20 protein-coding genes and 1 pseudogene are annotated in these 17,666 nt (G+C 43.0%); 9 read left to right on the forward strand and 12 right to left on the reverse strand.

The genetic code is table 11. The features are described from left to right. Positions 1 to 114: 114 nt before the first annotated feature. Complete coding sequence (locus tag LYNGBM3L_RS48800) at positions 115 to 237, reverse strand: hypothetical protein (protein ID WP_267872061.1); 123 nt, start codon at positions 235 to 237, stop codon at positions 115 to 117. Positions 238 to 278: 41 nt separating this feature from the next. Between LYNGBM3L_RS48800 and LYNGBM3L_RS19340 the strand changes: the two are divergent. The 3 genes and pseudogenes from LYNGBM3L_RS19340 to LYNGBM3L_RS48805 form a co-directional block, all read left to right on the forward strand. After that, a pseudogene (locus tag LYNGBM3L_RS19340) lies at positions 279 to 866 on the forward strand (aldo/keto reductase); the annotation flags it as partial. A 204-nt stretch (positions 867 to 1,070) separates the two neighbouring features. Continuing rightward, entirely contained in the window at positions 1,071 to 1,487 is a 417-nt protein-coding gene (locus LYNGBM3L_RS19345; RefSeq protein ID WP_324293492.1) for an aldo/keto reductase, read from the forward strand. Continuing rightward, positions 1,475 to 1,603 (forward strand): hypothetical protein, encoded by a 129-nt coding sequence (locus LYNGBM3L_RS48805; RefSeq protein ID WP_267872062.1) that lies wholly within the window; start codon positions 1,475 to 1,477, stop codon positions 1,601 to 1,603. Before LYNGBM3L_RS19345 ends, LYNGBM3L_RS48805 begins: the two co-directional genes overlap by 13 nt. Positions 1,604 to 1,815: 212 nt before the next feature. Here the strand turns inward: LYNGBM3L_RS48805 and LYNGBM3L_RS19350 are convergent, their stop codons facing one another. From LYNGBM3L_RS19350 to LYNGBM3L_RS19370, 6 genes are all read right to left on the reverse strand, one after another. Beyond that, positions 1,816 to 2,028 (reverse strand): hypothetical protein, encoded by a 213-nt coding sequence (locus LYNGBM3L_RS19350; RefSeq protein ID WP_008186842.1) that lies wholly within the window; start codon positions 2,026 to 2,028, stop codon positions 1,816 to 1,818. A gap of 1,272 nt (positions 2,029 to 3,300) precedes the next feature. After that, entirely contained in the window at positions 3,301 to 3,555 is a 255-nt protein-coding gene (locus tag LYNGBM3L_RS19355; protein ID WP_499881595.1) for a hypothetical protein, read from the reverse strand. Positions 3,556 to 3,694: 139 nt separating this feature from the next. Beyond that, on the reverse strand, positions 3,695 to 4,042 hold the full coding sequence (locus LYNGBM3L_RS19360; protein ID WP_008186846.1) for a DUF433 domain-containing protein: 348 nt from the start codon (positions 4,040 to 4,042) through the stop codon (positions 3,695 to 3,697). Positions 4,043 to 4,089: 47 nt separating this feature from the next. Then, positions 4,090 to 4,242: a hypothetical protein gene (locus LYNGBM3L_RS43920; protein ID WP_154659855.1), complete on the reverse strand. Its 153-nt coding sequence runs from the start codon at positions 4,240 to 4,242 to the stop codon at positions 4,090 to 4,092. After that, the gene (locus LYNGBM3L_RS19365; protein WP_008186848.1) at positions 4,223 to 4,630 is read right to left on the reverse strand and encodes a hypothetical protein; all 408 of its coding nucleotides are present in this window, start codon (positions 4,628 to 4,630) and stop codon (positions 4,223 to 4,225) included. The genes LYNGBM3L_RS43920 and LYNGBM3L_RS19365 overlap by 20 nt, the downstream gene beginning before the upstream one ends. A 383-nt stretch (positions 4,631 to 5,013) precedes the next feature. Beyond that, on the reverse strand, positions 5,014 to 6,750 hold the full coding sequence (locus LYNGBM3L_RS19370; RefSeq protein WP_008186850.1) for a hypothetical protein: 1,737 nt from the start codon (positions 6,748 to 6,750) through the stop codon (positions 5,014 to 5,016). A 474-nt stretch (positions 6,751 to 7,224) separates the two neighbouring features. Between LYNGBM3L_RS19370 and LYNGBM3L_RS34085 the strand changes: the two genes are divergently transcribed. From LYNGBM3L_RS34085 to LYNGBM3L_RS41205, 3 genes are all read left to right on the forward strand, one after another. Next, the gene (locus LYNGBM3L_RS34085) at positions 7,225 to 8,484 is read left to right on the forward strand and encodes a CPBP family intramembrane glutamic endopeptidase (protein WP_048815283.1); all 1,260 of its coding nucleotides are present in this window, start codon (positions 7,225 to 7,227) and stop codon (positions 8,482 to 8,484) included. 151 nt (positions 8,485 to 8,635) lie between these two features. Next, positions 8,636 to 8,830: a hypothetical protein gene (locus LYNGBM3L_RS41200; RefSeq protein WP_131827264.1), complete on the forward strand. Its 195-nt coding sequence runs from the start codon at positions 8,636 to 8,638 to the stop codon at positions 8,828 to 8,830. A 2-nt stretch (positions 8,831 to 8,832) separates the two neighbouring features. Beyond that, the gene (locus LYNGBM3L_RS41205) at positions 8,833 to 8,970 is read left to right on the forward strand and encodes a hypothetical protein (RefSeq protein WP_154659856.1); all 138 of its coding nucleotides are present in this window, start codon (positions 8,833 to 8,835) and stop codon (positions 8,968 to 8,970) included. A 67-nt stretch (positions 8,971 to 9,037) separates the two neighbouring features. Here LYNGBM3L_RS41205 and LYNGBM3L_RS19380 read toward each other — a convergent pair whose 3' ends face one another. From LYNGBM3L_RS19380 to LYNGBM3L_RS19390, 4 genes are all read right to left on the reverse strand, one after another. Next, positions 9,038 to 9,664, reverse strand: a complete 627-nt coding sequence (locus LYNGBM3L_RS19380) for a cytochrome c oxidase subunit 3 (protein ID WP_008186856.1) — start codon at positions 9,662 to 9,664, stop codon at positions 9,038 to 9,040. Positions 9,665 to 9,810: 146 nt separating this feature from the next. Then, on the reverse strand, positions 9,811 to 9,939 hold the full coding sequence (locus LYNGBM3L_RS48810) for a hypothetical protein (RefSeq protein ID WP_267872063.1): 129 nt from the start codon (positions 9,937 to 9,939) through the stop codon (positions 9,811 to 9,813). A gap of 9 nt (positions 9,940 to 9,948) precedes the next feature. Beyond that, entirely contained in the window at positions 9,949 to 11,631 is a 1,683-nt protein-coding gene (gene ctaD, locus LYNGBM3L_RS19385) for a cytochrome c oxidase subunit I (RefSeq protein WP_008186858.1), read from the reverse strand. A 453-nt stretch (positions 11,632 to 12,084) separates the two neighbouring features. Next, positions 12,085 to 13,098: a cytochrome c oxidase subunit II gene (locus LYNGBM3L_RS19390; RefSeq protein ID WP_008186860.1), complete on the reverse strand. Its 1,014-nt coding sequence runs from the start codon at positions 13,096 to 13,098 to the stop codon at positions 12,085 to 12,087. Between the two features lie 613 nt (positions 13,099 to 13,711). Between LYNGBM3L_RS19390 and LYNGBM3L_RS19395 the strand changes: the two genes are divergently transcribed. Further along, positions 13,712 to 14,650, forward strand: a complete 939-nt coding sequence (locus tag LYNGBM3L_RS19395) for a COX15/CtaA family protein (RefSeq protein ID WP_008186864.1) — start codon at positions 13,712 to 13,714, stop codon at positions 14,648 to 14,650. 96 nt (positions 14,651 to 14,746) lie between these two features. On the opposite strand, the gene LYNGBM3L_RS41210 is transcribed toward LYNGBM3L_RS19395, so the two are convergent. After that, complete coding sequence (locus tag LYNGBM3L_RS41210; protein ID WP_008186866.1) at positions 14,747 to 14,935, reverse strand: hypothetical protein; 189 nt, start codon at positions 14,933 to 14,935, stop codon at positions 14,747 to 14,749. Positions 14,936 to 15,026: 91 nt separating this feature from the next. On the opposite strand from LYNGBM3L_RS41210, the gene iscB reads away from it, so the two are divergent. Next, positions 15,027 to 16,304, forward strand: coding sequence for an RNA-guided endonuclease IscB (gene iscB, locus LYNGBM3L_RS19400; RefSeq protein WP_008186868.1), 1,278 nt, complete (start codon positions 15,027 to 15,029; stop codon positions 16,302 to 16,304). A 107-nt stretch (positions 16,305 to 16,411) separates the two neighbouring features. Continuing rightward, on the forward strand, positions 16,412 to 17,410 hold the full coding sequence (locus LYNGBM3L_RS19405; RefSeq protein ID WP_008186870.1) for a heme o synthase: 999 nt from the start codon (positions 16,412 to 16,414) through the stop codon (positions 17,408 to 17,410). Positions 17,411 to 17,666 lie beyond the last annotated feature (256 nt).

The following is a 17,666-nucleotide window of genomic DNA, read 5'->3' on the forward strand; positions in this document are numbered from 1 at the left end:
TGCTATTTTGGAGAATGAGCAGTTTGGCAGTATTGAAAGTCAATCCGGAAACAGCTAAAAGTCTCCTTGCTGAATTTTTGAATGAATAAGAGTGGGGTAGGCATCCTGCCTGCCCTAAGCAGGAAACAGGCAAGATGCCTGTTCCACGCCTGATGCCCATTCCACAGCAAGATGCCCATTCCACGCCTGATGCCCATTCCACGCCTGATGCCCATTCCAGAAAACTCTTAAAATCATTCCATTATTAAGTAAGGCCGAAAAAGTTAGAGGAGTTAAGGATGGAAACTAGAGCCTTAGGCACTTCGGAGGTAAAAATCAGCCCGATTATCATGGGCACTTGGCAGGCCGGTAAATCTAGGTGGGTAGGTATTGAAGATGCTGAGACCATTAAAGGGCTGCGAGCAGGATTTGAGGCGGGGATAACTACGGTTGATACTGCAGAAATTTACGGGCAGGGTCACTCGGAACACATTGTTGGTCAGGCTCTAGCAGAGGTAAGGGAGCAACTGGTTTATGCTACCAAAGTGTTTCCAAATCATCTTAAATATGACCAGGTGATCGAGGCTTGTGAGGGTTCCTTAAAAAACCTGAAGACAGATTATATCGACCTCTACCAGATTCACTGGCCTTCTGGCACCTTTCAAAGTGAGGTAGTGCCAATTGAGGAAACCATGAGCGCTCTCAATAGGTTGAAAGAGCAAGGCAAAATTCGGGCAATTGGAGTCTCCAATTTTTCCCGCAGCCAGTTAGCAGAAGCTTCTCAGTACGGACGAATTGATAGCTTGCAGCCTCCCTACTCTCTGTTTTGGCGTCAGGTGGAGCAAGATGCTATGCCTTACTGTGTAGAGCACAATATCTCGATTATCAGAGTGGGAGAGTTTGAGAGGGAAAATTCATCCCCGACCTAAGAGGACGGGGTATTCTTTTCCCTCTCAAATAGTGTTAATATAAAAAGTAAGGGTCTCAAAAAAAACTGGGTATTGACCCTACTCAGCTACCCTCGGTGCGTTCGCGTAGCGTGGCCATAGGCCAGGGAAAGTTACGCCCATGGAGATAACAACCAACGCTGGTTGTGCCTGGGAATCCCCATTCCTCTTAGGATGGGGAGGTTCAATGCCTATTCTTCCTTAGCTCAGGGATTATTAACTGGCAAGTTTGGTCGAGAGCACAAGTTTCAGGAAGGGGATCATCGCAGCAAAAATAAGTTGTTCAACGGTGATAACTATCAACGAGCACAGCAAGCATTAGCTCAGCTACGACCAATTGCAGAGCGTCATCAGTGTACCCTGGCTCAGTTGTCTCTGGCATGGTTGATGTCTCAGCCACAAACGAATGCGATCGCAGGATTCCGAAATAGTGCCCAAGCTATTGACAATGCTCAAGCTGTTGAGGTTAAGCTGTCTGCTGATGAGCTACAAGAAATTGATCAGATTGGACGGCTGGTTACAGACCATTTAGATGATAATCCAGTGATGTGGGATCTTTAAGGGATGCTTCAACCTTACTTCTTGATGTCAGCGGTCAGCCGTCAGGGGTCAGGGGTCAGGGGTCAGCGGTCAGCGGTCAGCCGTCAGCTTATTTTATTCAAAAGTACTTCAAGTAGTATGGCCTACGGCCAATGACTGATTGCTGATAACTGATAACTGATAGCTGATTGCTGATAACTGATAGCTGAAAGCTGATTGCTGATTGCTGATTGCTGATTGCTTACTGTCAGTAACCAAAACCATTTCCCAGATAGTTGTTTAGACTATTTGGGGATTAAAGGGAATTAACAATGGTAATCCAAGTTGATCAATTTAGGCTATCGAGTGGTCAATCCTCCTTTGCTTCTTTAACTAACTTAGTTATCGCTTCGATCAGCTTCGTTATGCCTCCTAAGATTGTTGTAGAGTAAACAGTTAAGACAATGACTGCGGCCACTGCTGCTCCACCTTGGATCAGGAGGATCGGTAGTTCGCCATTACTAGAAGGTGTAGGGAGAGTTGATGGTACAGCTTCAGTAGCAACAACCTCGCTAACTTCCACATTGAAATCGGGATTTTGATATGCTAGCTTCAGATATTATGGGCTCTTTAAGAGCCGTGTTAATGTTGTTAGTTGTTAGCTAAGACCGCGATTCATCTCACACTCATGCTACCCCTTGAGATGTGAGATGAATCGCGGACAGGAACGTGAGATGAATGGGTTGAAAAATGCTATAATAAAAATAGCAGGGAAGACAAATTAAGAGCTAACCGCCACCTGCGTATTTAAAACTTGAACTTTTTGTTGTATTGTTCCGGTGCGGAGGGGCATCCCGTATCGTTAATAAAGCTTGCCGAGTATCCTAACCGATAGGTGGAGTTGGCAAGAAGCCCACACTTAACTCAAAGAGTCAGTGTGGGAGTATGTCACAAGGACAGCAGCCAGAAACGGCCTGCGAAACTGATTCTGGCTGAGTCTTTCTATTATGAAAATCTGGCACTACTCCACCTACATGGCAACGAGGCAAAGCACAGTAAATCACACAGATACACTGTGGTAGAGGTACCAATGACTACGATAATTGAAGGCTAAAACACTCCTCCACTTCCCTAAGTTATAGATTTACAACCCTAAGTTATAGAATTACAACTTTGAGATGCACCCGACAATGGCTCCTATAATCAGGAGCCGGTGATGGTGATAGTCTCACCTAGGGTTGTGTGGACGTAGCCTTCTAGAAGGGTAGACGAGTCAGTGGTAGACTCACTGGCTTTTTAAGAATACCTCTTACATCGACCATTTCCAGATTAGGAGCATTACCAAGAGCTGCCAATCAGAATGAGTCCATAGTTAGATCCCATATGACTCTAAAAAATCTGAAATGCTAAGCCCTTCGAGATATATGCAGATTATCTCGAAAAAGCCTATTCTGTCAAGGGATTTTTGGAAATTTGTAATAATTACCTACTTATATAGATATCATGTATTGATCTACCTGTGTTGCATAAATGGGGATTTTGTTATAAAAATTTACATTTAGAGATTGACAGGCGATCGCTTCAACATCAAACTAATCTTTCAATCCAATTATCCCCACTTATCTGGGGATAAATATTAGCTTGTCAAACTCCAGGGTAAACGCATCTTATTTTGAAATGGCTACTGGATATAAGATTCATGGGATAAGTATTTTTGCTTATGAATTTTGAAATCTTTGTCTTGATGCCGTAGCGAATGGGGTAAACCACGCCAGTTGCTCATAGGAGGAACCCCAAGAGCGCACTGGCTCCCCTTTGGCGGCGCTGCATCCCTACCAACTCTCCGAGTGCTCTCTTACTTAGATCCTTGTGATAGCAACCCCTGCAGCTCAAAAGCTGGCACATTAGCCAGTTCCTTCGGTTCTAATTTATACATGCCTCCACCATAAACTCTACCTTCAGCAACCATAGCTTTCCCAGTAATCTGGTTAAGAGCTTCTATCAGCAATTTGTCCAAGTTGGGATTTTGGTTTATGGCGTTTTCCAAATCTGGCTTGGGGTAGAGAATAAGATATGAATTGGTAACAATTGCTTTTGATTGGTTGAGAATAAATCTAAAGGGCTTTTTCCCTTGTTTATCTGAACGTTGTAATCAACTTGCTGATAGCTGTTCGCGTAGCGCATTAGCTAATAGCTGATGACTAAATGTTTACGGATAGAGAGAATTAACATTTTCATCAATTAGATAGTTAAGACTCATTCCCTTGTTGCCTAGCTTTTATTATTGCTCTTAATTGGCGCAGTTTCTCGGAAACAGGAGGCGGATTGAGTCGTTGCTGCTCCCTCATGGTATGACAATGAAAGAGCCAGTTTTTCATATATTCGCTGACAGCGTTTTGATTTTGCAGGTAATAGAGGATAGTAGCGTAGACTTGTTCTAGGGTTAATGATGTATAAGCTTGAGCAATTTCTTCTGGGGTTTTATGACAGTCTAGATAGTCATATAATATGGTTTCAATACCAATTCTTGTTCCTTTGAGGCGAATATCAGTAGGAGCAAGAAAGTTGAAATAATCTGTTAAAGCTTGATTTGACATGATCATTAGGTAAATAAACTAGTAAGTTTTATTGTAAACAGAAGTCTTTAGGTTATTGATGTGTAAACCCCGACAGTTACGTAGGGTGCGTTAGGGAAGGGCGAGCCCTCATTTTCTCGATAGCCAGGGTTAGGTTGCTGCCCGTAACGCACCACGGTGTCTACCTGTTTACCACTATCCCTAGGGCGAATAACCTTCAAGATTATTTCCACATAATCGCTCCAACAACTCCCTGGGAATAGCATCGAAATTTTCTAACAAAAAGTCCATCAGAGCAAGATGTCGTAAAACCTCAGCAGCAGGAGCCTTATAGCGCTTAGTTCCAGCAAACCAGCTGTTAACTGTACTGATGGAGCGGGAGCAGATTAATGCTATGTCTTCTCGACTGACCTCCCATTTCGAGATGAACTCCTTTGGTGTCATGGCCAGTTGCCAGTGACTGTACATTTGGATCAGGATACGGTCTAGGTCAGTTAGGGGACGAGGATAGGATTTTGGGCGGGTGGGTTTATTGCCTGCTAGTTGTGCCAGGCGGTCTAGGTATCGCTGATAGTAGATAGCATGATCAGTTGAGCGTTTTTTTGGCATGATGGAATTATCTCCAATGTCCTTGGGGAATAAGCCGCGCTGTTGGAATGATCGTCTCAAGAAGCGCGGCTTTTTGTCCGATAATCATCTCGAAATACCAGACATTTTTATTATTACTAATAAATCATAATGTGTCAAGATTATTTCTGGTATTTTTAACAGTTTTTAACAAACCAAAAATTTACTTTTGGCAATTTTAACGATTAGCTATTAGTGAAATTTATGGAGCAGTAATTTAATCAAGTAATATAGATTTTTTTAAAATAGGTAAGGTAAGCATATGCGCTACGCGCACGCTGCTTGAGGTGCCGTCAGCTTTCAGCCGTCAGCCATTCGCGAGCTGATAGCTGATAGCTGATAGCTGATAGCTGATAGCTGATAGCTTAGCTATCAACAATACATTTCGCCTCCAAAACCACCAATCCCTTAGTTTCAAACACCGAACAGGATGCCATCACTTGTTCCAAAGCAGGTTTTATCCCTTGTTCAAGTTGTTCAATAGCATGATTAGCGGCTGGCTGATACTGATTCAACCACTTTCGATCTTGAATAGCATCAGCCCTTAACTCGATTGGGTTTAGTACCCAAAAATCAATATCATAGGTTTTAATAAACTCCTTAACAACTGATAGATTAGCACTATATTGGGCATCAATTAAATCTAGAGTTCGTTGTCGAAATTTCTGATAATATCCGACGTGGTAAGGAATAGCATATTCACTGGCTACCAACACAGAACGCTGAGCAAAGGTGGGGATATTATTCATCTCTGGAGACAGAGAAGCAATTAAGCTATCTTTCGGTTGTTGTTGAAAATATTTATACAACGATGGAGTATCCCCGACTTTATACGCAGTAATGGGAAAATCATCCACAAAACTAGGATATAATAGTAATGCTGCTGCAATTATCGTAGTAGTTGCTATCGCCAAAACGTTAGGTATAGAAAAAATTCCAGAAAAACCGCTTTGGCTAGGCTGGCTTGCCCATTTAACTACGCTATCAATCAGAATGATAAAAACTATACCAGCACTTAGCACCATGATCACTCTCAGACTATGTTGAGTATAGCGACTAGGAAGATGCAATTTAAATAGCAAAACATGAGCAGCAACAAACATCCCAAGAGAGGCTATGACCATCTGGAGCAAAAGGATAATTTCTTTACTGATCTGCTTCACTAACGGAAATTTATTGGGAAATAAGGGCAAGAGCAGCAGTAAAAATCCCGCGCCATTAGTAGCTGGAGTAAGAATCGAAGTCAGACGAAGTCCGCTTCTACCTTTTAACCAAAACTTAGCGGGATCATCATCATAAAAAAAACGCGATCGCCCCCCTGGAAAAAACTCTGGTAACTGTCTCGCTTCAGCTACAGAAATCACTGGACCAAACTCATTGGTTTTCAGGGCATAGGGCAGCATCACCAAAAAGGCTACTATCAATCCCGCCAGACACAACCAACGTCGCTCTTGGGATAAGCCTAACTTACCATTGCGCCATTCAAATAGTCGTAAAACTAAGGTACCGGAAGAAATAAATACTAACTGGGGATAGAATAGACCTTGGAGTGCGATCGCACCCAAACAAAACCACAATGACCCCCGCACTAGGTAATACATAAACCCCAACAACAGGGGATAGACAAACGCCTTCGGTGTTCCAGACACCACCGTATCAGTCATGCCCAAGGCTTGAGACAGCAACAAGGTAGCACTAAAGGCTGCTGCTGGTACTGGCAACAATTCCAGACATACCCAAAAGCAATAGCTAGCGCTAACCAGATTCAACACTACCGGTAAGAGTTTGTTAAATAGCAATGGATTAACACCCAATGCTGCTATGATTCGATAGACTGTAGTGTACCCAGCTGGAGCAACCGTTTGAAAGTAATCAGCAATTAAGTCTTTAGGAAACAGCTCTGGATCAAGAAATCGCATCATCCAAAATATATGTTGTCGTGCATCATCTTGGACAATATACTCACCGCTGAACGCTTCCCTTAGTGCTAGCAAGCTATACACTACGGTAAAGGTTAGGCTGAGGCTAAACCAAAAGATAACTTGAGGAGTAAATCGTTTGTTACAAGGAGTTGTGAGTAATCTCTCAATAGGGGCAATCATTTAGTCAAGGGAATAGGGAGTCGGGAATCGGGAATCGGGAGTCGGGAGTCGGGAGTCGGGAATAGGGAATAGGGAGTAGGGAGTAGCGAAAAAATCTAGTGTATCTGATTACTATGAGAAACGCTATATAAGTGGTTTCTGCTTTTAAGCTTGCCCACTCCCTCTGTTTTTGTCAATCCTCTCTATGTCATTGGGATGAAATGCTTTGAGAAGCAGCAAATTACAAAACTAGTTGTAGTATTCATATCGGAGTAATTAGATTACAGTAATACTAATATTTTTGCCAATAGTGCTGAAAAAATTAGCAAAAATCTCTACCTCACGGAAAATGCGTGTGATCTCCTCTCACTATACAATTCTCGTCATAGGTGGCTGAAATCTAATTGCTTCACAGCTAGTCGAGGGTCTTTCTTTCAGTTTTGTATAGTTCGTCGAATTCACGTTAACAATAACAGTCTATTATCTATTTATGCAATGACAATCAATAATACCAATTCCAAAAATGAATCTTTCGATCTCATTATTTGTGGATTAGCTTTCCAGTTTCTTCCGTTATTAATTTGTGTATTAGTTTTATTAATTTGTGAAGGTTTTTCATTACCATTTCCTAGATTTTTAATTTCTTTAAGTATATCAGCAATAGCATATGGATATATACCTCTTCTCAAAGGATGCCGTCTATATAGTTACGACAAGGGATATGCAAGTAAGTGGGGATGGTTCGGATTATTAAGTATTTTGGGATTATCATTCCTATTACTTTTTCCGGAAAAGAGAACAAATTTTTATTCAGAAGGGTCATTGGGTAATGACTCAATAAAGTTCCCCTTTAATAAGCTTAATATTCCTGAATTTTTATTATATTACTCGATAGCTTTCCCAATTTTAATTTTAACAATATTTATAATTATATTGTTAATTATTGGATTATTTTCCTTGGTAAAGGGCAGTGATTTTATTGATTTATTTTCAAATGCTACCTGGGATATATTACCTGAATTATATGTCACCATTACATACTTATTTATAGGATTATTTTTATTTAGATATATCCGAATACTAGGATTCGATGTTGAAAAATTTGGGATTTTGAATTTTGGTAGTTTAAAGCCAATAATTAATTGGAAATTAATTATTTTAATAGTTTTTTTAAACTATGCTTTTGCTTGGGGCTTTAATTCCTTAATTTCATATTATATTTCATTTATTTACCCAGATTTTATTGAAAACTCGATTAATGAATTAGAATTTACAAATGTTATAGGGCTAATATCTTGGAGCTTTTCGGCGATTGTTTTTGCTCCGTTGTTGGAAGAGCTTATTTGTCGTGGAATAATCTTGCAGAAGTGGGCAATGAAATGGGGGATAAAAGCCGGAATAGTTACCTCATCTTTATTATTTGCGATTTGCCATTTGCGATTCGATATTGTATCCTTATTCATTGCCGGAACTATATTGTCTGTTCTATACTTTAAGACTGGCAACTTAATAGTACCAATCCTTTGTCATAGTCTTTACAATACTATTGTTACAATTTTTATGATTGGACGGTACTATAGTAGCTCAAACGTTGACTTCGTTTCGGTAAACGATTATCGAGTTTCCATGGAACCATTATTAGGTCAAAAAGCAATTGTAGCAGCTATATCCTTTGCCGTTATCATGTTTTTTTATATAGAAATTTTCCTAAACAAGATGACATCCTTCCCTACTATAGAAATTCTAAGTGATTGATTAAAATTGTAAGGAATCCAAGGGGTTAAATTCACCTGTCCTGTTGGGATTAGCGCTACCACCATCCATAAACAGGCATCTTGGTGGAACGGGCATCTTGCCCGTTTCATTTCCGGACGGACTATCCCAACTAGGCGCGACCAGGCGAAAAATGAGTGGGAGCCCAAAGCTGGTGCGTTACGGGGCGGACTATCCCAACCCTGGCCACGAGGCGAAAAATAAGGGCAAGTCCGCCCCTAACACACCCTACTTCTTAACCCTCAAACCTTCAACCTTCAACCTTCAACCTTCAACCTTAAACCTTCAACCTTGGCCAAAAGGCCACGCTACGCGAACAACCAAATAACCTTGGCCAAAAGGCCACGCGATCGCGTTCAACCTTCAACCTTCAACCTTCAACCTTCAACCTTCAACCTTCAAACTTCAACCTTCAACCTTCAAACTTCAACCTTCAAACTTCAAACCTTCAAACCTTCAACCGCTTAACCTCCAAAAAAAAACCCCCAATCGGGGGTAGTGCATCAAAACTTTGTTAACCAAACTGTGGCGGAAACTAATTAATCAAATACACGATTACAAACAGAACAATCCACACCACATCAACGAAGTGCCAGTAGAGTTCTGCGGCTTCTACACCAAAATGCTCTTCACTGGAGTAGTGCTTTGAATTTAGCGATCTCAATAATACTAACACAATTAACCCGAGTCCGCAAGTAACATGAAGACCATGGAAACCAGTTAAGGCAAAGAAAGAACTGGTAAATAAGTTAGTAGTCAGACCAAAGTCTACATGAGTGTACTCATAGACTTGTCCTCCTAAGAACATCGCACCCATCAGAGCAGTGATTCCAAACCAGAGTCGCAAACCAGATACATCATTCTTCTTAATAGCACTCTGGCCCCGGTGCATGACGAAACTACTAGTAATCAGGATGATGGTGTTGATTGTTGGCACCAATAACTCTAATTCTGTACCCTCTGGAGGCCAAGCTGGCATCGTCGCTTTATAAATTAAAAAAGCGGCAAACATCCCCAAGAAGGTCATACTATCAGCAGCCAGAAACACCACCAAACCAAACATCCGAAAATCCGGATGCTCCTCGTGATGTACCTCTGCTGCCTCAACCTCATGATGATAGTTGAGGCTAGTTTTAGACGGATCTATCGTTGAGCCTTGCATAAATTCCTTTGAATTAATCTTGAGCTGACATTTGTGCCTGTTGAGCTTCGATTAGGGTAGGTTAGGAGGTTAAATTAAGAATTAAGAATTAAGAATTAAGAATTAAGAATGTAGAATGTAGAATTCTACATTCTTAATTCTACATTCTACATTCTACATTCTACATTCTGACAGACAACCTTGGCCAAAGGCCACGCTACGCGAACAACCTTGGCCAAAGGCCACGCTACGCGAACAACCTTGGCCAAAGGCCACGCTACGCGAACAACCTTCAACCTGCTAACCTACCCAACATCTCCTTTAACTTCAACCAGCAACTCCTCGACCTGTTTATCGGTGTCAACACTATAACTGTCGATACCGTATTCGTAAGGACCGGACCACAAAATTGGTTCCTCGTCAAAGTTCTCAATGGCAGGAGGAGAGGTAGTTTGCCACTCTAATGTCAGAGCTCTCCAAGGATTGCGACCAGCAATCTTACCACGGTTCAAACTCCAGATGATATTAATCACAAAGGGTATGGTAGAAACGGCAAGAAGATAGGAGCCAATAGTGCAGATCATGTTGAGGCTTTGAAACTGGGGGTCATACATAGCAACCCTACGGTTCATACCCAATAGACCAAGCTCATGCATCGGCAAGAAGGTCATGTTTAGACCAATGAAGGTCAACACAAAGTGAATGCGTCCTAAGGTTTCGTTGACCATTCGCCCGGTCATTTTGGGGAACCAGTGATAAACCGCGCCAAATAACCCTAGCACACTACCACCAAACAGAACGTAGTGGAAGTGAGCCACAATGAAATAAGTGTCATGGACATGGACATCAAAGGGAACGGAAGCGAGCATGACACCGCTAAGACCCCCAATCAAAAATGCCGAGATAAAGCCCATACCAAAGAGCATGGCACTATTTAAGTTGATTTTTCCGCCCCAAATCGTTGCCACCCAGCTAAACACCTTAATCCCTGTGGGCACAGCAATCAGCATGGTGGCAGCCATAAAGAACATCCGCAACCAACCAGGAGTGCCACTAGTGAACATATGGTGCGCCCAGACAATTAGTCCTAGGAAACAAATCAACATACTGGAGTATGCGATCGCACGATAGCCAAAAACCGGCTTACGGGCATGTACCGGTAGGATTTCCGAGATTACCCCAAAGAACGGTAGCACCATGATGTACACCGCCGGGTGGGAGTAAAACCAAAACATGTGCTGGTAAACAATTGGGTCTCCTCCCCCAGCCGGGTTAAAGAAATTGGTGCCAGCAATTAAATCAAAGGACAGGAAAATTAACGCTGCTGCTAGGACTGGAGTACCAATCAAAACTAGGATTGAGGTTCCTAACATTGCCCAGCAAAACAGAGGCATATCATGAATAGTCATGCTAGGTGTGCGCATCTTCACAATAGTAGTGAAGAAGTTAAGCGCCCCTAGCACTGAGGAAGTCCCGATCACCAGGATGCTCAAAATCCAAATTTCTTCACCCACCTGAGAACTAATCAAGCTCAAAGGGGGGTAAGAGGTCCAACCGGCTTCGGGAGCACCTACGAAAAAACTACTCATTAACAGCAAACCCCCCACAGCATTCATCCAGAATGCCACTGCATTCAGCTTGGGGAATGCCATATCCTTTGCCCCAATCATCAAGGGAATCAGATAGTTAGCAAAAGCAGCACCAGCCGGGATAATCCATAGGAACAACATAATTGTTCCGTGCATGGTGAACACTCGGTTGTAGGTTAAAGGGCTCAATAAATCCGGGTCTGGTGTGGCCAACTCAGTGCGAATTAATCCAGCTAATGCGCCACCGATGAAATAGAACACAAATGAAGTGACCAGGTATTGAATCCCAATCACTTTATGGTCGGTATTGAACGTGAAGTAATCTTGCCAACGCCGCTCATGTTCTTCAACATGACCAGCATCCTTTACCGATTCCGGTTTTTCTAATTGCGTCGTCATGGGATAGTGGAGGTGTGATGGACTAAAAGGATAGGCAACAGCCAAAATTAAGAATGTAGAATTTAGAATTTAGAATTTAGAATGTAGAATTTAGAATTTAGAATTTAGAATTTAGAATTTAGAATGTAGAATTTAGAATTTAGAATTTAGAATTTAGAATTTAGAATTTAGAATTTAGAATTTAGAAGGTCGAATCAATAATTAAGAAGGTCTAAGGTCTAAGGTCTAAGGTCTAAGGTCTAAGGTCGAATGAATAATTAAGACTGTAGACTGTAGACTGTAGACTGAACTAATTCTTCATTCTTCATTCTTCATTCTTCATTCTTCATTCTTCATTCTTCATTCTTCATTCTTCATTCTTCATTCTTCATTCTTCATTCTTCATTCTTCATTCTTCATTCTTCATTCTTCATTCTTCATTCTTCATTCTTCATTCTTCATTCTTAAATGAACTTATTGGATAATTCCAGGATGATGGTGAGAGTGGTCTAGGTGTTGGAGAGTTTGGGAATCAATACCCATTTCAGAGGCATAGGGAGCCAAGAACTCACCCTCTGACATGGTAGTAGGATTAACAGCCACGGCTTTTTCCATGGTGTCTGCACTAGCGAATTGATTTTCCTGAACCCAGGCTTGATACTCTTCGGGTGTTTCAACGATCAACCGGGTTTTCATTCCTCCATGGTAGGACCCGCAGAGTTCAGCACAGATGATCGGGTAATCACCCACTCTAGTGGCTGTAAACCCTAGTTGACTAGTCCGACCTGGGATAGCATCTTGCTTAATCCGAAACTCTGGCAACCAAAAGGCGTGGATCACATCGTTAGCTTCGATATTCAGCTTAACCAGTTGTCCCACTGGGACATGCATTTCCCCAGAGATAACACCGGTTTGAGGGTAGGTGAAAATCCAGGCATACTGCATACCGGCCACATTAACCTCTAGGGGTTCACCTTGACCTTCTTGCCCTGGAGGCGTTCCAATACCTAGGGCAACTGTTCCTTGACCCGGAGCCATGGCAATCAGACTTTCATTCCCCTCTTGCCCAGATGGTGACATCTGATGATTGTGGGCAATTTCCTGTTGATGGTGGTCATGAGAAGCCATGGGATCCAGACCTCCCATAGCGTTGTAGACCTCAAAGCTATAGACAGCTAGGACAAAGACAATCACCGTCGGGATTGCGGTCCAAAGCATTTCTAGGGGAATATTGCCATGGGTCGATGGCCCATCGGTTTGGTCATTTTTTTGTCTACGAAATTTGATGACTATTAGGATAAGTGCCCCTTGGATGAGGATAAATAGACCAGTGGAAATGGTCATCATCAGGTTGAACAGACCATCTACATCACCGGCTTCTGAGGAGGCGGCTACTGGCATAAGTCCATGATTCTGACCGTACCAGAGACTAATCAGGGTTATGAAAATGCCAGCAATAAGGGTTGAAATTTGGCTTGGAATGTTCACGAGGTTAGGGTTGAATACTTATATCAACAAAACTAACAGGGATTATCAAGGCAGGCGAGGCACCAACATACTTAGTGTCCTAAAATGTCAGGGCATGGCTATATTTTTAAGGAAAATCAGCCTTCTGGTGAGCTACTCCCCCCCATAGTTCCCACATTAGAGACAACAAAGACAACAATTCTGATGCTCTGCTAGCAGTGAGGGGCGTGAGTAGAGGATACAGAGCTAGCTTGGCTGGCTCTATTAACTACGGTAAAGCAGCTAAACAATTGATTGGGTCAAACCTTGAGATTTTTAGACTTTTTTTTAGGATCACTAGCACAGCACCAATAAAATTTTCATAAAACTTAAGATTTTTTTCAAAAAAACTTAACATAGCTAAAAAAAATATAAAAAAGTAAATCAATAGTAAATCATTGAGTCTAAGTAACTGTGACCCTTTAGGGCAGGGGAATGGCAATCTGAAAAATCTCTAAAGCTTCAGAAATTAAGGAAAAGGCTGGTTACAGTGGTATAGGAATAGAGATGATCTTTGAGATTGGCAATCTTCTACCAACGAAAATGAGCCACTACTCAGGATTTGATTAACTTAGTTTGCATTTTCCTATTGCAGATGGCTATAGCTCAATCGGCTCTTGATCAGAATCAGAATGATGTAACCTCCAACAACCTTAGCCAGCCCCAGGCAAGGATTCGGAGCTTGGTGTGGAAAATTGCGATCGCAACCCTGCTGTTGATGGCAGTAGGCAGTGCCACCAGGGTGATGAATGCTGGTCTGGCTTGCCCAGACTGGCCCTTATGCTATGGTCAGCTCGTGCCAAGCCAGCAGATGAATTTGCAAGTATTTTTAGAGTGGTTTCACCGCCTTGATGCTTCCTTGATTGGTGTTAGTGCGATCGCTCTCGCTAGCTTATCTTGGTGGCATCGGCGGGATTTACCCAACTGGCTGCCCTGGATATCCACATTTGCTCTAGGGCTAATTATTTTCCAAGGAGTCCTGGGCGGACTGACGGTTACAGAACTGCTCCGGTTTGATATCGTCACTGCTCATCTAGGAACAGCACTGCTATTTTTCTCAACTCTAATCGTAATTGGTACACTGCTGACCCCCTATCAAGGAACAGGTTCAGTTGGGAAGTTACCTTGGCTGAGCTTAACCGCAGTGATTTTTGTTTATCTACAAAGTCTATTAGGTGGACTAGTCGCTTCCCGCTGGGCAGTGCATCAGTGTTTTGGCGCATCTGAGCTGTGTACCGTGATGAATAGCCATATTGCTGGTGTGGTGCCAGCCACCGTAGCAACTGTCGCCGTTGTGGTGATAGCATCCCGGACACCAGCTCTACATCCAGTACTGCGACAGTTAGCTAATCTCGCTGCTAGCTTGGTAGTTTTACAGATACTCCTCGGTGTTGCTACCTTCCGGTTAAGGCTACAAGTTGAACTACTAACTATCTGCCATCAAGCAGTGGGAGCAGCATTATTAGGAGTACTGGTAGGGTTTACAGTCTTCGCCTTACGTGACCGAACAAGTGTGGAGTGTCAAAGTCAGTAGAAGCAAAGCGAGAAGGAATTAAATATGAAGGATTAAGTATGAAGGATTAAGTGTTTTATTGGTCTATCCTACGGGAAACCTAAGGGCAAATATCCTTCATACTTGAGACTTTTTAGCGAAGGAATTGGTCAACAATCCCGACTGGGATTCCAACCCACCGATCAATCGACGGGCAAGAGATCCTGTAGTTGACCAGACTAAGCCAGTTCGACTGGCTACGTTAGATAGGCTATCGCACCCTAGGGTGCTTGCCAGCTCTAGGCTCTGAGGTTTCAGATTAAACATCTGTAGAGGGATTAAGGAAGTGTCTGAAACAGGACAAACCTATCTAACCTTGTCGAGGCAAAAGTAACACGCAAGTAGAAGAGACGAAACCATGTCTACAAACTACGTTCTAGTTTTAGATACCAACCGAAAACCGCTCAACCCTTGCAAACCTGGGATGGCTCGTAGCCTACTTAAAGCAGGCAAGGCAGCGGTATTTAAGCAGTATCCATTCACCATTATCCTCAACAAAGCAGTTGATGATGCCCCCAAACCAGTCCAACTCAAAATCGACCCAGGCTCAAAAGTAACTGGGCTTGCTCTGGTGCAAGATGACAAGGTTCTATGGGGAGCAGAACTCTATCACCGAGGGCAGCAAATTAAGGCTGATCTTGAGGACAGACGAAAATTGAGGAGAGGAAGGCGAAACCGTAAAACCCGGTATCGTCAACCTAGATTCTTAAACCGTACTCGTCCAGAAGGTTGGCTTGCTCCATCGATGCTCCATCGGGTTCTGACTACGATGACCTGGGTTAGACGATTAACCAAGTTTGTTCCCGTTACAGGAATCTCATTAGAGCGAGTTAGATTTGACATGCAGAAAATGATCAACCCTGAAGTTTCAGGTGTTGACTACCAGCAGGGTGAACTACAGGGGTATGAAGTTCGAGAGTACCTGTTAGAGAAATGGAATCGGCAATGTGCATACTGCCAAGCCACAGACACCCGTTTGGAAGTCGATCATATTCACCCCAAATCCAAAGGGGGATCTGACCGAGTATCTAACCTGACCGTTGCTTGCCATGACTGTAACCAGGCTAAAGGAAACCGAAATATAACAGACTTCCTCTCTGGTAAGTCTGACCTACTCAATCGAATTCTCAGCCAAGTTAAGCAACCGTTATTGGATGCGGCAGCGGTCAACTCAACTCGGAACAAGATTGCTGAGGAGTTGATTGCTAGAGGCTTACCTATTGAGTTTGGGACAGGTGGACAAACTAAGTATAACCGTTGCCGATTAGATCTTCCTAAAACTCACTGGCTTGATGCTGCCTGTGTAGGAGTTGTTGTCCATCTCACCCTTGAGACTAAGCAATGTTTAACCATCACAGCATCAGGACATGGAAACCGACAGATGGCTGGTGTTGATAAGTATGGCTTCCCATACCGCCACCGTACTCGTCAGCAAGTTCATTTCGGTTTCAGAAGTGGGGATATCGTCAGGGCGGTTGTACCCAAAGGCAAGAAAGCGGGAACCCATTTAGGTCGGGTTCTCTGTCGGAAGTCCGGTAGCTTCGACATCCAGACTAAATCTGGCAGAGTCACTGGAATCAATCACAAGTATTGCAGCACTATACACGGGAGGGATGGCTATGCCTACGTATTCTAAGGATGCGCTGTCGCGCTGCTGTCATGTAAGGGGAGAGCTTTCCTCCCCATGCGTGAATCGACAGGGGCTTCCAGCTCTCCCCTTGCTAACAATTGTCGGTGAATTGAATGCTTGGGACTAGTTTAACCCGTCAACATGAAAACTTAAGAGAGGTTATTCAAAGTTACTATCAACTAACAAAGCCTCGAATCATTCCACTACTATTAATTACGACAGCAGCGGGGATGTGGTTGGCATCCGATGGACAAGTCGATCCCATCTTATTGCTAGTTACCCTGGTCGGTGGTACTTTGGCCGCAGCATCTGCCCAAGTACTTAACTGCATCTATGACCGTGATATCGACTATGAAATGTTGCGCACTCGCCACCGTCCCATTCCCTCCGGGAAAGTGCAGCCTCGTGATGCCTTGCTGTTTGCGATCGCATTAGCAATCCTGTCGTTCACCCTGCTAACAGTCTTCGCTAACCTCCTTAGTGCCTTGCTAGCGCTATCTGGCATTATCTTCTATATGCTCATATACACTCATATCCTCAAGCGCCACACTGCCCAAAACATCGTCATTGGTGGTGCAGCAGGAGCAATTCCAGCGCTAGTGGGTTGGGCTGCGGTGACAGGAGAATTGAGTTGGGCCCCTTGGTTACTCTTTATCATCGTGTTCTTGTGGACACCGCCTCACTTCTGGGCTTTAGCCTTAATGATTCACGAGGATTACGCCAAAGTTGGGATACCCATGTTACCGGTAGTAGCCGGTGAAGAGGTTACTGTTCGTCAAATCTGGTATTACACCTTATTAGTCGTCCCCACTTCCCTATTGTTGATCTATCCCTTAGGAGAATCGGGAGTGGTTTATGGCATAGTTGCTATTCTTTTGGGCAGTATTTTTATCAAAAAAGCATGGTTGCTGCTTCAGGAACCTAAAGACAATCAACTTGCCCGGTCTATGTTTAAGTACTCAATTCTCTATATGATGTTATTGTGTACCGGTATCGTAGTAGATAGCTTACCCATGACCAGGGAAATAACTGCAACTGTGGCAGAGAATTCCCAAGTTTTGATTCAAACAATTTCTACAGTTTTGGAACAGGTAAGTATTAACTTAGTTTAGGGTGTTGGCTGGTAAGCGATCAGCGATCAGCAATCAGCTATTAGCAAATAGGGTTGGTGAGTTAGCTCTGAGGTATAGCGATTCGCCAACCCTATTGCTATTTATACTCTAGGGATCCTAAATCAATTGTGATAATTTTTGTTCCCTGTTCCCTTTGCTATCCTACTTACCGCCGTAGTAAAAAGCCATCTGGACGGGGAAAATTTGTGGGTCATAACACCTAAAATTGGAGGGTTATGACTCCTATTTTTTTTGC

Source organism: Moorena producens 3L (genome assembly GCF_000211815.1).
Classification (GTDB): domain Bacteria; phylum Cyanobacteriota; class Cyanobacteriia; order Cyanobacteriales; family Coleofasciculaceae; genus Moorena; species Moorena producens.

Excerpts from the sequence above, each read along its gene's own strand:
- iscB (WP_008186868.1), top strand. The coding sequence starts at position 15,027 with ATGTCTACAAACTACGTTCTAGTTTTAGATACCAACCGAAAACCGCTC.
- LYNGBM3L_RS34085 (WP_048815283.1), top strand. The coding sequence starts at position 7,225 with ATGACAATCAATAATACCAATTCCAAAAATGAATCTTTCGATCTCATT.
- LYNGBM3L_RS19370 (WP_008186850.1), bottom strand. The coding sequence starts at position 6,750 with ATGATTGCCCCTATTGAGAGATTACTCACAACTCCTTGTAACAAACGA.
- LYNGBM3L_RS19365 (WP_008186848.1), bottom strand. The coding sequence starts at position 4,630 with ATGCCAAAAAAACGCTCAACTGATCATGCTATCTACTATCAGCGATAC.
- ctaD (WP_008186858.1), bottom strand. The coding sequence starts at position 11,631 with ATGACGACGCAATTAGAAAAACCGGAATCGGTAAAGGATGCTGGTCAT.
- LYNGBM3L_RS48800 (WP_267872061.1), bottom strand. The coding sequence starts at position 237 with ATGATTTTAAGAGTTTTCTGGAATGGGCATCAGGCGTGGAATGGGCAT.
- LYNGBM3L_RS19360 (WP_008186846.1), bottom strand. The coding sequence starts at position 4,042 with ATGTCAAATCAAGCTTTAACAGATTATTTCAACTTTCTTGCTCCTACT.
- LYNGBM3L_RS19395 (WP_008186864.1), top strand. The coding sequence starts at position 13,712 with ATGGCTATAGCTCAATCGGCTCTTGATCAGAATCAGAATGATGTAACC.
- LYNGBM3L_RS41210 (WP_008186866.1), bottom strand. The coding sequence starts at position 14,935 with ATGTTTAATCTGAAACCTCAGAGCCTAGAGCTGGCAAGCACCCTAGGG.
- LYNGBM3L_RS19380 (WP_008186856.1), bottom strand. The coding sequence starts at position 9,664 with ATGCAAGGCTCAACGATAGATCCGTCTAAAACTAGCCTCAACTATCAT.
- LYNGBM3L_RS19405 (WP_008186870.1), top strand. The coding sequence starts at position 16,412 with ATGCTTGGGACTAGTTTAACCCGTCAACATGAAAACTTAAGAGAGGTT.
- LYNGBM3L_RS41200 (WP_131827264.1), top strand. The coding sequence starts at position 8,636 with ATGAGTGGGAGCCCAAAGCTGGTGCGTTACGGGGCGGACTATCCCAAC.